The sequence below is a fragment of the Sphingomonas sp. genome (genome assembly GCF_045810705.1).
Lineage (GTDB): Bacteria > Pseudomonadota > Alphaproteobacteria > Sphingomonadales > Sphingomonadaceae > Sphingomicrobium.
Genome location: NZ_JBJMVI010000019.1, coordinates 375,741 through 389,766 on the forward strand (window position 1 = coordinate 375,741; position 14,026 = coordinate 389,766).

Sequence of the window (14,026 nt, forward strand, 5' to 3'; positions counted from 1 at the left end):
GCAACGGCATGGCCGATCCCTTCTACATCACGACCGCGATCAGCTATCCCAATGGTCCGCCGCACATCGGCCACGCCTATGAGGCGATCGCCGCCGACGCGATCGCCCGCTTCCAGCGGCAGCAGGGCCGCGACGTGCGCTTCCAGACCGGCACCGACGAGCATGGCCTCAAGATGGCCCAGGCTGCCCGCGGCGAGGGCGTCGAGCCACGCGCATTTTCGGACAAAATGTCTCAACTTTTCCAAAGCATGTGCGACATTCTTAACGTGTCATACGATCGCTTCATTCGGACATCGCAGCCCGACCATTACCGCGCCAGCCAGGCGATCTGGCAGGCGATGGAGGAGAGGGGGGACCTGTACCTCGGCCGCTACGAGGGTTGGTACTCGGTCCGCGACGAGGCCTATTATGAGGAAGACGAGCTGACGCCGGCCGACGACGGATCAAAGCTGTCGCCCCACGGCACGCCGGTCGAATGGACGGTTGAGGAGAGCTGGTTCTTCCGGCTGTCCAAGTACCAGCAGGCGCTGCTCGACCATTATGCGACCAATCCGGACTTCATCCGTCCCGAAAGCCGCCGCAACGAGGTCGTCCGCTTCGTCGAGGGTGGCCTCAAGGATCTCAGCATCTCGCGCACCAGTTTCGATTGGGGCGTGCCGGTGCCGGGCAGCGACGATCATGTGATGTACGTCTGGCTCGACGCGCTGACCAATTACATCACCGGCCTCGGTTATCCTGACGACACGGAACTGTGGGGCCGCTACTGGCCGGCCGACGTCCACCTGATCGGCAAGGACGTCGTGCGCTTCCATGCGGTCTACTGGCCAGCCTTTCTGATGTCGGCCGGAATCGCCCTTCCAAAGCAGGTCTACGGCCACGGCTTCCTGCTCAGCCGCGGCGAGAAGATGTCCAAAAGCGTCGGCAATGTCGTCGATCCGATGGTGCTCGCCGACCGCTTCGGCGTGGACGCGCTGCGCTACTTCCTGCTGCGGGAAGTCTCGTTCGGCCAGGACGGCAGCTACAGCGCGGAGGCGATCGTCGCGCGCGCCAATGCCGAGCTGGCCAACAGTTTCGGCAATCTCGCGCAGCGTACATTATCGATGATCCACAAGAATTTGGGCGGCGTTCTTCCTGGCGGAGGTGACGCCGGCGACGATGTCCAGCTGCTCGACATGGTGCGCAAGACCGTGGACGAGTATGTGCCGCAAGCGTTCGAACGTTTCGCTTTCTCGGCCGGCATCGAAGCGTGGCTCCGCGCCGTGTTCGCCTGCAATGCCTATGTCGACGCCCAGGCGCCGTGGGCGCTGCGCGAGAGTGATCCCGAACGAATGGCCGCGGTGCTGGGCACGTTGGTGGTGGCCCTGCGCAAGCTGACCGTCGCCATCGCGCCGATCATCCCGGAGTCTGCCGACAAGTTGCTGAGCGTGATCGATGCCGGTGAAGGCGGCGCACCCATCGCGCAACCGACGCCGCTATTTCCGCGCCTCGAGCTGCTGGAGGACGAGGAGGAGGCGGCATGAGGCTGATCGACAGCCATTGCCACCTCAATTACGAAGGTCTGATCGAGCGTCAGGCCGAAGTTCTTGAAAACGCGCGGCAACGCGGCGTGGCCGGCTTCCTCAACATCTCGACGCGCCAGCGCGAGTGGAGCGACATCATCGCGGTTGCGGAGCGCGAGAGCGACGTCTGGGCAAGCGTCGGCGTGCATCCCCACGAAGCAGACGCCCATCCCGACCTCGGCGCGGCTGCGCTGGCCGAAGCGTCCGAGCACCCACGCGTGATTGCAATCGGCGAATGCGGCCTCGATTATTATTACGACAAGTCAGATCGCGCCGCGCAGCGCGAGCGCTTCGAAGCCCATATCGACGCAGCGCGGCAGACGGGGCTGCCCCTTGTGGTCCACACCCGCGACGCGGAGGACGACACCGCGGAGATCCTCTCCGCCGCTGTCAGGGAAGGGGGCGTGACCGGCGTGCTCCACTGCTTCACCGGTTCGGCGGAATTGGCGCGCACGGGGCTCGACCTCGGCTTCTATGTATCGCTGTCTGGAATTGTGACCTTCAAGAATGCAGCCGATCTTCAGGCGACGGCCAAATGGCTGCCGGCCGACCAGATGCTGGTCGAAACCGACGCGCCGTTCCTCGCGCCGGTCCCGCACCGCGGCCAGAAATGCGAACCCGCCTTCGTCGTCGACACTGCCGCGTTCGTCGCCGAACTCAGAGGCGAGGATCCCGAGCAACTCGCCGAGACGACGACGGACAACTTCTTCAATCTGTTCAAGAAAGCCCAAAGGCCAACCGCTTGAAGGTCCGTATCCTCGGATGCGGGACGTCGACCGGTGTGCCGAAGATCGGCAACGACTGGGGTCTGTGCGATCCCAACGAACCGCGGAACGAGCGCCTGCGAACCTCGATCCTCGTCGAAAGCTCGGGCGAACGGATGCTAGTCGATTGCGGCCCCGACCTGCGCCAGCAATTGCTGGGCGCAGAGGTCAGCCGGCTCGATGGGGTGATCGTGACGCACGCTCACGGCGACCATTGCCACGGAATCGACGAGCTGCGGCCGGTATCGCAGGCGACCGGTGGCCCGGTGCCGCTTCACGCACGGGGTGACGTCATAGAGGAGCTAGAGCTCCGCTTCGCCTACGCGTTCGGCCAATCGGATTTCTATCGGCCAATCGTGGCCGCACGGCAGCTTGGGGACGAGCTTCGCTTCGGGAACGCCCGCGTCCGCTTCGTCGACCAGCCGCACGGTGGGCCGACGTCGCTAGGCCTCCGCTTCGACGAGGCAGGCCGTTCCGTCGGCTATGCGGTCGACTTCAGCGACATGAGCGACGACATGGCATCGCTCTACCAAGGCGTGGACGTGTGGATCGCCGACTGCCTGACGCGCAAGCCGCACCCGACGCACATGCACCTCGACGGGGTGCTCGGATTTGCCCGCGACCTCGGCGTCGGCCAGCTTTTTCTGGTGCACATGGGCAATGGGCTCGATTATCACACGCTGGTTGCCGAGCTGCCCGACTGGGCGGCGCCGGCCTATGATGGGCTGGAGATCCAACTCCGATGACCAACGACCTGATGCTCGGCGGCGTCTATCTGCTCATGGCCATCATGCTCGTGTCTGGAGCGCTGATCTCAAGGCGCGAGCCCGCGGCGAAGATGTTGACCATGGCGCTGGCCTGGGTCGCGATCTTCGGAGCGGGCTTTATCCTTTTCACATTTCGTGACAATTTGGGTTGGGTTGCGCAACGCCTGAAGGCTGAAGCCGTCGGAACTCCGGTCGAACAGGGACGGGAAACTCGCATCCCGATGGCGATCGACGGCCATTTCTGGGTCGACGCGAAGCTCAACGGCCGCGACGTCAGGTTTTTGGTCGACAGCGGCGCCACCACGACGACAATCGATCGGGCGACGGCAAAGGCGGCGGGGGTCGAAATTTCAACGCGCCGCGACCAGTTCGTGCGCACCGGCAATGGCGTTATCCGGGTCGCGAACGGCCGCGCGGCCGAACTGCGTGTGGGCGGCATCGTCCAGCACGACGTCGGCCTGGAGATTGCCGACAATGACGATCTCAACGTTCTCGGGATGAATTATTTATCGTCTTTGAGCCGCTGGGGCGTGGAAGGGCGATGGCTGGTTCTGGTCCCTTGACCCAAGTTGGATTTTACATAATGCATATTATCATACTTACAGATCAGCGGCAGCGGAGGGGCCCCCATGCCGCTTGATCGCCTCGTCGAGATCATGCGCCGGTTGCGCGACCCGGTCAGCGGCTGCGAATGGGATACGGTACAGACGTTCGAGACGATCGCCCCCTACACGATCGAGGAAGCCTACGAAGTCGCGGACGCGATCGCGCGCAAAGACATGGATTCGCTGGCGGACGAACTCGGCGATCTCCAGCTCCAGGTCGTGTTTCACGTGCGGATGGCCGAAGAAGCCGGCCTGTTCACGCTCGATGACGTTCTCGACCGCATCTGCGACAAGATGGAACGCCGCCATCCCCACATTTTTAGCGATGCCGAGCATGGCGGTCACCACTTATGGGAGAAGATCAAGGCCGACGAGCGCGCTGCCGACCCCGACAAGAGCGCGCTTGCGGGCGTGGCTTTGGCCCTTCCGGCGCTGGATCGCGCCGCCAAGCTGCAGAGGCGCGCAGCGCGGGTCGGCTTCGATTGGCCGGATGCTTCGGGCCCTCGGGCCAAGATCGACGAGGAGCTTGCCGAGCTCGACGCGGAAAGTGATCACGACCGCAAGCTGGACGAGCTCGGCGACCTCTTATTTGCCGTTGTGAACCTCGCACGTCATCTTAACGTCGACGCAGAAGCCGCGTTAAGAGGAGCGAATCGGAAGTTCGAGCAGCGCTTTAGGGCAATCGAGCAGGAACCCGGCTTCGCCGACTTGTCGCTCGACGACAAAGAAGCGCTCTGGGCTCGCGCGAAAAAGGCTCAAGTCGACTCGGTCCCCTGAAAACGCGCCCAATTATCGGGGGACAACCGGACCGAGATCTCGAGCTCGTCCTCATCGACATGCTGCTCGATCACCTCGCCGCGCGAGTGCAGCCAGGCGATCCGCTCCCCGGCGCCCGCCGGCACGCGAATGCGGTGCACCTGCTCGCCGTGGCGCAATTTCTCGCCCATGAGTCCCCGCAGGGCATCGATCCCCTCGCCCGACGTTGCGGAAATGGGCATGGCGTCTGCGCGGCGCCGAGCCTCCTCATCGAGCCGCCGGCGGTCTTCTTCCGGCAGCAGGTCGACCTTGTTCCAAGCCTCGATCCGCGGCGGCGCGCCCTCTTCCGCAAGCCCGAGCGATGCCAGTATGTCCTCCACGTCTTCGCGCTGCGCCTCGCGATCTGCGTGAGCCATATCGCGAACGTGGACGATGAGGTCAGCTTCACGCACCTCCTCCAGCGTCGCCCGGAAGGCGGCGATCAGTTCGGTCGGCAAATCCGAGACGAAGCCCACCGTGTCCGAAAGGATCGCTTTGTCGAAGCCGGGCAGCCGGATGTCGCGCATGGTCGGGTCGAGCGTCGCGAACAGCAGGTTCTCCGCGAACACGGCTTCTCCGGTCAAGCGATTGAAAAGAGTGGACTTACCGGCGTTGGTATAACCGACCAGCGCGATCACCGGCCACGGTGCGCGCTGGCGGCGGCCGCGATGCAGCCCGCGCGTGCGTTTCACCTGGCCGAGCTCGCGCCGGATCTTGGCCATACGGTCGCGGATCAGGCGGCGGTCGGCCTCGATCTGGGTCTCGCCCGGACCGCCGAGGAATCCGAACCCGCCGCGCTGACGCTCGAGGTGGGTCCAGCTGCGGACGAGCCGGCCCGCCTGGTAATCGAGATGCGCCAGCTCGACCTGCAGCCGCCCTTCCGCAGTCGCCGCTCGCTCACCGAAAATCTCCAGTATCAGGCCGGTCCGGTCGATGACCTTGGTCCCGGCCTCGTCTTCCAAATTCTTCTGCTGGATTGGCGTCAAGGCCGCATCGACGATCAGCAGCCCGGCGCGCTTGTCGCTGGCCAGCGCCGCGATCTCCTCAACCTGGCCCTTCCCGAGCAGAGTCGCTGGCCGGACCGCGCGGACGCGCAGCGGCCGCGCCGCGACCACGTTGATGCCGATCGCGTCGGCAAGACCCCGCGCCTCCTCTACCCTCGCCTCGGCGGAGCGCCGCGAGCCTTCGCGCGGCAGCTCGGGCACGGCGATGATCGCGCGTTCGCCGCGCGCCACCTCAATCGCGCCATTGCCGTCGAACGTGCTCAGGGCGTTCCTCCCTCGCTCTCGCCTGCCCCTCCCCCGCCAAGGGTCAGCGGGTGTGCCGGCTGCAGCGTGGAGATTGCATGCTTGTAGACCAGCTGAACCTGCCCGCCGCGTTCGAGGACGACGCTGAACTGGTCGAACCCGGTGACCGCGCCCTGCAGCATCACGCCGTTGATCAGGAACAAGGTCATGCGTTCCTTGTCGCGCGTGGCGGCGGCGAGGAACTGGTCCTGAAGGCTCCCTTTCGCCCCGTCGACCTCAGGTGCAGTCGCGACGAAGTCGGGCAGCATTTCGGGCGGCATGATGGTCGAGATCGAATGCTTATAAACCAGCTGCGAAGCCCCCTCCCGTCGCAGCAACAGTGAGAAAGCGTCGAACCAGGTGACCACGCCTTGCAGTTTGACGCCCTTGACCAGGAAAATGGTCACCGGGAGCTTGGCTCGGCGCAGGCTGTTCAGGAAATGATCCTGCAGGCTCAGCGATCGCGCGGCCATCGCGGCACCTCTATTCCTCGCCCTCGCGCTTTTCGCCGATTCCCAACGCCTTGAGCTTCCTGTGCAATGCGGATCGTTCCATCCCGATGAACGAGGCTGTACGCGAGATGTTGCCCGAAAAGCGCCGGATCTGGATCTTGAGATACTCACGCTCGAAGGATTCGCGCGCCTCGCGAAGGGGGCTACCCATGATCGCCATGCCCGTGCTCGCACTGCTCATGGCGCTTTGATTTTCAAGGATTTCCGGCGGCAGCAGATCGAGTTCGATGCACGCCACGCGGTCGCCGGGCGCGAGAATCAGCGTCCGCTCGATAATGTTCCTCAGCTGGCGGACGTTGCCGGGCCAATCATGCGCCTGAAGCGCGGCTACCGCCTCTTCGGAAACCGACGGAGCGGCCATCCGCCGCTCCGCCGCGATCCGGGCGAGGAAATGGCTAACCAGCTCGGGGATGTCCTCGCGCCGCTCGCGCAATGCCGGGAGGCGGACCGGGACCACATTCAAGCGATAGAACAGGTCCTCGCGGAACCGCCCCGCGCTAATCTCGTCCTGGAGATTGCGCGACGTCGCCGAGAGCACGCGGACGTCCACCTTTACCGGCCTTTGCCCGCCGACCCGCGCATAGCTTTGGTCGGTCAGTACGCGCAGGATCTTGCCCTGCGTCGTCAGCGGCATGTCGGCGATCTCGTCCAAAAACAGCGTGCCGCCGTGGGCATGTTCGAGCAGTCCGGGACGAATCACGCCGTCGTTTTCGCTGCCGAACAATTCCTCCTCGACGCGATCGGGGCTCATCATTGCTGCCGACAGCACGATGAACGGCGCGCGCGCGCGCGGACTCCATTGGTGGATCATCCGCGCCGCGATCTCCTTACCCACGCCAGGCGGACCGGAGATGAGCACGCGGCTGCCGGTCGGCGCGACGCGCTTAAGCGTGGCGCGGACGGTGTTGATCGCGATCGAGCTGCCCTGCAGCTGGTCTTCCTGCCCGACCTGGAGCCGAAGCGTCTCGTTCTCGCGCCGCAAGCGCTCGGTCTCCGTCGCCCGGTCGACGAGATAGATCAGGCGCTCCGCCTCGAACGGTTTTTCGATGAAGTCGACCGCCCCTTCCCTCACCGCGGCGACGGCCGTGTCGAGATTGCCATGACCCGAGATCACCAGGACGGGGATGGTCGGATCGCGTCGCTTGATCTCCTGGAGGACCTGCAGCCCGTCGAGCTTCGAACCCTGCAGCCAAACGTCGAGCAATACCATCGACGGACGTCGCTCCTCGATCGCGTCGAGCGTCTGGGTGCTGTCGGCAGCGGTCCGCACCGTGTAACCTTCGTCTTCCAGCACTCCGCTGACCAAGTCGCGAATGTCCGCTTCGTCGTCGACCACAAGAACTTCGAGCGCCATCAGATTTCCTCATCCTGTTCGCTAATGCGATTGCTGTTGTCTGGGCCCGGATCGGCGCCGAGCTCGCGGAGCTTCTCCGTGTCGAACGAGATGCGCACGTGCGTGCCCCCGCCGGCGCGGTCGAGGAAAGCGATCTCGCCCATATGTTCCTCGACGATCTTCTTGACGATCGCGAGGCCGAGGCCCGTCCCCCTTACCCGCGTGGTCATATAAGGCTCGGTCAGCCGTTCGCGGTCGTCGGGCAGTCCGATGCCGGTATCGAGCACGTCGATGACAAGCTGCGCCCCAGTCTGTTGGAGCTTCAGTTCAACCCGGTCGCCCGCCAGGCTATGCTCGCCACGATTACGGCGCGATTCAATCGCTTCCACGGCATTCTTGACGATGTTGGTTAGAGCCTGGGCGAGCTGCCTCCGGTCGCTGACCATGCGGAAATCGCCCTCAGGTGGGTCGAGCGCAAAGCTGATCGCCGGGTGCGCCACCTCATGCAGGAACAGGGCCTGGCGCGCGATCTCGTGCACGTCTTCCTCGCGAAACACGGGCTTGGGCATCCGCGCGAAGTTCGAGAATTCGTCGACCATCCGCCGAAGATCCCCGACCTGCCGGACGATGGTCGCGGTCAGCCGCTCGAACGTCTCCTTGTCCGACACGATCTCCTTGCCGAACCGGCGCTCCAATCGCTCGGCGGCGAGCTGGATAGGCGTCAGCGGGTTCTTGATCTCATGTGCAATCCGCTGGGCAATGTCCGACCAGGCCGCACGGCGCTGATCGAACAGCTGGTCGGTGATGTCGTCAAACGTCAGCACCGATCCGTCCTGATAACGCACGCGCTTGACGGCCAGCGTGCGCTGGCCGCCGTCGCCGGGAATCAGCACGTTCGCTTCCGACTGCTCGCCGCGCATGAACTCGTCGAGCTCGGGCGAGATCGACGCCAGCGCTTGACCCTCGATCTCCGCCTGCCCCTTCTGAAGGAAGGTCTCGGCCGAACGGTTGAGCAGCAGGATTTTCAGGCTCGTGTCGACCGCCACCACGCCGGCAGTGACGCTCGACAGTACGGCTTCGATGAACGCGCGTCGGGTTTCGAGCTGGGTGTTGGCGGAGCGCAGGGCGTTGGTCTGCTCCTCGAGCCGCTCCGTCATCCGATTGAAGGCGGCTGCCAGCGTCTGGACTTCGTCCTCGGTCCGCGTGACCGGCACCCGGGCGGAGAAGTCGCCCGCCTCGATCCGGCCGGCTGCGGTGACCAACTCACCCACTGGGCGGACAAGCCGGTCGGCGAGTCCGAGCGCGGTCAAGATCGATAGCCCGACGATGACCAGCGCGCCGAGCAGAAGCGCGGCATTGAACTTCAGCTGATTGGCTCGAGAGCGTTCGAGAAGAGTGTGATAGTCGCGCAACACCGTGTTCGCGCGGCTGATCTGTGCCGAAATCTGAGGATCAAACCGGCCGACATACAGGTAGGTATTGGTGCCAGGGTCCAGCCGCGTAAGCACGGAGACCCGGTTGGGCGTACCGGCATCGACGTCTGCGCTTTGCGGAAGCGAATCAAGCTTGGCGATCGCCGCCTTGATTCGCCGAGCATCGATATTGACGCCGTAATTGCCGGCCGCGACCGCCAGCGTTTGCGGCTCGCCATCCGAACCTACTCTGATAATTGCCGCTTCGTTGAGCGAACGCTGATAGGTCTGATAGGCCAGACCAGTGTTGAATCGGGGATCGTCGATCGGAACTTTCTGGAGATAGCCCGTCAGGTCTCCGGCCATGGTGTTTGCTTCATTGCCGACCCGGTCAAGTTCGTATCGATATGTCGCCTGCGCCACCTGGACCGTGTTTTCGAGCATCGTGCGGGCGCGGTTGGAGAACCAGAATTCGAGCCCGCTTTGGAACAGCAGCGAGGCGAAGATCGCCACCAGGACGGTCGGCACCGCGGCGACGACCGAGAACAGCGCAACCAGCCGGACGTGGAGGCGGCCGCTGCCAAGCCCGCCCTGCTCCGCGCGTCGGACCGCAATGCGCCGCGAATAGAGCACCATCAGCGCAATCGCCGGCAGCAGATTGGCGATCAGCAGCAGCGCAATCAATGGCGGCGTCAACAAGGTGCCCGGTTCGGCCGCGCGCCGCAGGAGCCAGACGCTGAACGCCATGATGCCGGCGAGAATGACCGCAATGAGCCAGCCGAGGCGGTCGTAGAACCGCCCGCTCGCCCGCTCCCGCTGGAGCCAGCTGTCCCGCTCTGAAATCACCGGCGATTCGGCCGTACGCGCATCCATCCGGCGAGCGCCCTAGCATGGGCGTTGCAGAAACAACACAGTCGTTGAAACGGTTTTCTGCTCAGGCTGCGGAGCGCGCGAGCCACGGCGCGTAGAAGTCCTGCAACATTTGGACAACAACTGCCGGATCATCCTGCTGATTGGCCGTGTTGCGCAGCTCGGCCGATCCCGGAAGGCCCTTGGTGTACCAGCCGATGTGCTTGCGCGCGAGATTGACCCCGGTGTGCGTCCCGTACAGCCGCAACATGTCGTCATATTGCTCGAGCATGGTTGCGAGCTGCTCGTCGAGGCTCGGATCGGGGCGATGCCCTCCCCCGCTGAGCTCGCTGGTCACCTGGGCGATCAGCCACGGCCGGCCATAGGCGCCGCGGCCGATCATCACGCCGTCCGCGCCCGATTGGCGCAGCGCTTCGCGGCTGTCCTCGATCGAGCAGATGTCGCCGTTGACGATGACCGGGATGGCGACCGCGTCCTTGACCCGGCGCACGAACGCCCAGTCGGCCTCGCCCTTGTACATCTGGCAGCGCGTGCGGCCGTGGACCGTGATCATCTTCACGCCGAGGTCCTCGGCGATGCGCGCCAGCTCGGGCGCGTTGAGGCTCGAATGGTCCCAGCCCATGCGCATCTTGAGCGTCACCGGTACCTTCACCGCGGCAACGGTCGCCGCGATCAGCTTCCCAGCCAGCGGAAGGTCACGCATCAGCGCCGACCCGGCCTCGCCGTTGACGACCTTCTTCACCGGGCAGCCCATGTTGATGTCGATGATCGCCGCGCCGCGCTGCTCGTTGAGCTTCGCCGCCTCGGCCATCACCTCCGGCTCGCAGCCGGCGAGCTGGAGCGAGACCGGATCCTCGGCCGGATCCCACAGGCTCTTCTGCAGCGACTGGCGAGTCTCGCGGATCATCGCCTGGCTGGCGATCATCTCGCTCACCGTCAGCCCCGCCCCGTAGCGCTTGACCACGCGCCGGAACGGCAGATCGGTGACGCCGGTCATCGGCGCCAGGATCACCGGCGCGTCGATCCGGACGGGTCCGACGTGAATGGGCTTCAGAACGGTCATGGGAAGGCGCAGCTTTACAGGACGGCCTTTGGAGGGGCAAGGCGCGCCGCCATGGCTACCACTGCGCTGATCGTCGCCGCCGGCCGCGGAGAACGCCTTGGCGGCGGAGTGCCGAAGCAGTTCAGGCCCCTCGGCGGCAAGCCGGTGCTGCGCTGGGCGGTGGAGGCTCTCATCCGTCATCCTGCCGTGCGATCGACGCGGGTGGTGATCGCGGACGGACAGCGCGACAAGGCCACCGAAGCGCTCGACGGGCTCGATGTCGGCGAGCTCATCACCGGCGGCGCCGAGCGCGCCGATTCCGTGCGCGCCGGCCTCTCTGCGATCGACGGAGATGCGGTGCTGGTCCACGACGCGGCACGGCCCTTCTGTCCGCCAGCGGTGATCGACCGGTTGCTCGCCAGCCTCGAGTTCTTCGATGGCGCCGCGCCGGTGCTCCAGGTGGGCGACACTTTGGCGCGGGCGGCGGCGACGCTCGGCGAGCCGGTCGATCGGACAGATCTTGTGCGAGTCCAGACGCCCCAGGCCTTCCGCCTCGGCCCGCTTGAGTCCGCATATGAACTGTGGAAGGGGCCCGCGCCCACTGACGAAGCCACTGTCCTCAGGGCGGCCGGTATGAAGGTCGCTGCCGTCGAAGGCGACCCCGCGCTCGAGAAGCTCACAAGTCAGGCTGATCTTGAGCGCGCGCAACAATGGCTCGCCGGCTGCCTGACTCCCAGAACCGGCATGGGCTTCGACGTCCACGCTTTTGCCGGCGAAGGCCCAATCATGCTCGGCGGCATAAAACTGCCCCATACCCGCGGCCTGGCTGGCCACAGCGATGCCGACGTGGTGCTCCACGCCATCACCGACGCGCTGCTCGGCGCTGCCGGCCTCGGCGACATCGGCGAGCATTTCCCGCCTGCGGATTCGCGCTGGAAGGGTACAGATTCGTCCGTGTTCCTCGCGCATGCGGTCAACCTGGTTCGTGAACGAGGCGCTCTCATCGACCATGTCGACTGCACGATCATCGCCGAGGAGCCGAAAGTCGGACCGCATCGGGCGGCGATGCGGACCCGGATTGCCGAAATCGCCGGGTTGAGCGTTGATCAGGTCAGCGTGAAGGCGACGACGACCGAGGGCCTCGGGTTCACCGGGCGCGGCGAAGGCATCGCCGCCCAGGCCGTCGCCAGCATTCGGATGGGATTTTGGGCCAAGTGAGCGACTATCTTCTGCCCGACGAACTGGTCGGTAAGGCACGCGAGGTGGTCGAGGCCAACCGCGCCGCCGGGCGCCGCATCGCGATCGCCGAAAGCTGCACCGGCGGGCTCGTCAGCGCGGCCCTGACCGAGATCGCCGGATCTTCGGATGTGTTTGAAGCAGGCTACGTAACCTATTCCAACGCTGCGAAAATCTCACAGCTCAAGGTCTCGGAAGACGTGGTCGACACCTTCGGCTCGGTCAGCGTCGCCACCGCCTGGGCGATGGCCCGCGGTGCGCTCGCCGCCTCCGACGCCGACGTCGCGGTGGCGATCACCGGGATCGCCGGGCCCGGCGGGGGCACCACGCAGAAGCCCGTGGGCACGGTCGTCTTCGCTCGCGCCGAGCGCGACGCCGACCCGGCCAAGATCGTCGCCGACCAGAAGTTCTTCGACGAGAAGACCCGCTCGGGCGTGCGGCTTCAGGCCGCGCTCTGCGCGCTCGAGCTATTGATGCCGTAGAGCGCCGCGGCGCGCTGTTCGAACGCGCCGGCCATGCGCCTCAGCGCGCGATCGAACATTGAGCCAGCGAGCGTCTCGAACAGCCGCGATTTGAACGCGAAATCGACCGAGAAGCGCACGTTCGTGCCGCCGTCTGGGGCACGATCAAACTGCCACTCGTTGTGCAGGAATTTGAGCGGGCCCTCGACATAGTCGACGCAAATCCGGCTCGGCCGCTCTTTGACCACGCGGCTGGTGAAGCGTTCCTTGAAGGCGTTGAAGCCGACCACGAGGTCGGCGATCGTCTCCTTCTCGCTTGACGAACGGACGCGCACCGCGACCACCCACGGCAGGAATTCGTCGTAGCGCGCGACATCGGCAACCATCTCGAACAGCTGCTCGGGTGTGTACGGTAGGTGACGGGTCTCGCTGTGACGCGGCATCAGCCGTTCGAACGCTCCAGCTGCGCGAGACGTGCCGCCTGCATTTTCTTGAAATCGTCGCCGGCATGGTAGCTCGACCGGGTCAGCGGCGAAGCGGCGACCAGCAGGAACCCCTTGGCTCTTGCGATAGCCGCATAAGCCTCGAACGCTTTGGGCGTCACGAACTCCTCGACCTTCGCATGCCGCGGCGTCGGCTGGAGATATTGGCCCATGGTCAGGAAATCGACGCCGGCGGAGCGCATGTCGTCCATCACCTGGTGCACTTCGAGCCGCTGCTCGCCTAATCCCACCATCAACCCGGACTTGGTGAAGATATGCGGCGCCTTGCGCTTCACACTCTCGAGCAGCCGTAGCGAGGCATAGTAGCGCGCACCTGGGCGGATGGTTGGATAGAGCCGCGGCACCGTCTCAAGATTGTGATTGTAGACGTCGGGCCCCGCAGTGACGATTTCCTCGACCGCCGCCTCGCTCTTGTTGCGGAAGTCGGGAGTCAGGATTTCGATCGTCGTCGAGGGCGTGCGCTTGCGCAGCGCCTCGATCACCTTGACGAACTGGCGAGCGCCGCCGTCAGGCAAATCGTCGCGGTCGACCGAAGTGACGACGATATGCTCGAGGCCGAGCTCGGCCGCTGCGGTCGCGACATGCTCGGGCTCGAGCGGGTCGACCGCGCGCGGCATGCCGGTTTTGACGTTGCAGAAGGCGCAGGCCCGAGTGCAGGTGTCGCCGAGGATCATCACCGTGGCGTGCTTCTTGGTCCAGCACTCGCCGATGTTCGGGCAGGCCGCCTCCTCGCACACTGTAGCGAGATTGAGCTCGCGCATCAGCCGGCGCGTCGCATGATATCCTTCGCTGACCGGAGCCTTGACCCGGATCCAGTCGGGCTTGCGCTGCTTTGGGGGTACGGCGGCAGGAGCGTTCATGCGGCGCAGATAGCGATTGCC

At 65.1% G+C, this 14,026-nt stretch carries 14 protein-coding genes; 7 read left to right on the top strand and 7 right to left on the bottom strand.

Going from position 1 to position 14,026, the window contains the following annotated elements; genetic code table 11:
- Positions 1–8: 8 nt before the first annotated feature.
- The 5 genes from metG to mazG all read left to right on the top strand — a co-directional run bounded on the left by metG (position 9) and on the right by mazG (position 4,472).
- Positions 9–1,520: a methionine--tRNA ligase gene (gene metG / locus ACJ8FR_RS11425; RefSeq protein ID WP_407828745.1), complete on the top strand. Its 1,512-nt coding sequence runs from the start codon at positions 9–11 to the stop codon at positions 1,518–1,520.
- Complete coding sequence (locus ACJ8FR_RS11430) at positions 1,517–2,305, top strand: TatD family hydrolase (RefSeq protein WP_407828746.1); 789 nt, start codon at positions 1,517–1,519, stop codon at positions 2,303–2,305. Before metG ends, ACJ8FR_RS11430 begins: the two co-directional genes overlap by 4 nt.
- Positions 2,302–3,069, top strand: coding sequence for an MBL fold metallo-hydrolase (locus ACJ8FR_RS11435; protein WP_407828747.1), 768 nt, complete (start codon positions 2,302–2,304; stop codon positions 3,067–3,069). Before ACJ8FR_RS11430 ends, ACJ8FR_RS11435 begins: the two co-directional genes overlap by 4 nt.
- An 11-nt stretch (positions 3,070–3,080) precedes the next feature.
- Positions 3,081–3,653, top strand: a complete 573-nt coding sequence (locus tag ACJ8FR_RS11440) for a TIGR02281 family clan AA aspartic protease (protein ID WP_407828748.1) — start codon at positions 3,081–3,083, stop codon at positions 3,651–3,653.
- 66 nt (positions 3,654–3,719) lie between these two features.
- Positions 3,720–4,472, top strand: a complete 753-nt coding sequence (mazG, locus tag ACJ8FR_RS11445; protein ID WP_407828749.1) for a nucleoside triphosphate pyrophosphohydrolase — start codon at positions 3,720–3,722, stop codon at positions 4,470–4,472.
- Here the strand turns inward: mazG and hflX are convergent.
- The 5 genes from hflX to dusB form a co-directional block, all read right to left on the bottom strand.
- Positions 4,451–5,758, bottom strand: a complete 1,308-nt coding sequence (hflX, locus tag ACJ8FR_RS11450; protein WP_407828844.1) for a GTPase HflX — start codon at positions 5,756–5,758, stop codon at positions 4,451–4,453. The genes mazG and hflX overlap by 22 nt on opposite strands.
- A complete protein-coding gene (hfq, locus tag ACJ8FR_RS11455) occupies positions 5,755–6,249 on the bottom strand; it encodes an RNA chaperone Hfq (protein WP_407828750.1) in 495 nt (164 codons plus the stop codon). The genes hflX and hfq overlap by 4 nt, the downstream gene beginning before the upstream one ends.
- 10 nt (positions 6,250–6,259) lie before the next feature.
- A complete protein-coding gene (locus ACJ8FR_RS11460; protein ID WP_407828751.1) occupies positions 6,260–7,642 on the bottom strand; it encodes a sigma-54-dependent transcriptional regulator in 1,383 nt (460 codons plus the stop codon).
- Positions 7,642–9,906: an ATP-binding protein gene (locus tag ACJ8FR_RS11465; RefSeq protein WP_407828752.1), complete on the bottom strand. Its 2,265-nt coding sequence runs from the start codon at positions 9,904–9,906 to the stop codon at positions 7,642–7,644. Before ACJ8FR_RS11465 ends, ACJ8FR_RS11460 begins: the two co-directional genes overlap by 1 nt.
- Positions 9,907–9,967: 61 nt before the next feature.
- Complete coding sequence (gene dusB / locus ACJ8FR_RS11470; RefSeq protein ID WP_407828753.1) at positions 9,968–10,966, bottom strand: tRNA dihydrouridine synthase DusB; 999 nt, start codon at positions 10,964–10,966, stop codon at positions 9,968–9,970.
- Positions 10,967–11,017: 51 nt separating this feature from the next.
- On the opposite strand from dusB, the gene ACJ8FR_RS11475 reads away from it, so the two are divergent.
- Entirely contained in the window at positions 11,018–12,163 is a 1,146-nt protein-coding gene (locus tag ACJ8FR_RS11475; RefSeq protein ID WP_407828754.1) for a bifunctional 2-C-methyl-D-erythritol 4-phosphate cytidylyltransferase/2-C-methyl-D-erythritol 2,4-cyclodiphosphate synthase, read from the top strand.
- The gene (locus ACJ8FR_RS11480) at positions 12,160–12,663 is read left to right on the top strand and encodes a CinA family protein (protein ID WP_407828755.1); all 504 of its coding nucleotides are present in this window, start codon (positions 12,160–12,162) and stop codon (positions 12,661–12,663) included. The genes ACJ8FR_RS11475 and ACJ8FR_RS11480 overlap by 4 nt, the downstream gene beginning before the upstream one ends.
- Here ACJ8FR_RS11480 and ACJ8FR_RS11485 read toward each other — a convergent pair.
- Both ACJ8FR_RS11485 and lipA read right to left on the bottom strand, forming a co-directional pair.
- Entirely contained in the window at positions 12,624–13,085 is a 462-nt protein-coding gene (locus tag ACJ8FR_RS11485; RefSeq protein WP_407828756.1) for a type II toxin-antitoxin system RatA family toxin, read from the bottom strand. The two genes, ACJ8FR_RS11480 and ACJ8FR_RS11485, sit on opposite strands and share 40 nt — an antisense overlap.
- On the bottom strand, positions 13,085–14,005 hold the full coding sequence (lipA, locus tag ACJ8FR_RS11490; RefSeq protein WP_407828757.1) for a lipoyl synthase: 921 nt from the start codon (positions 14,003–14,005) through the stop codon (positions 13,085–13,087). Before lipA ends, ACJ8FR_RS11485 begins: the two co-directional genes overlap by 1 nt.
- Positions 14,006–14,026: the final 21 nt, after the last annotated feature.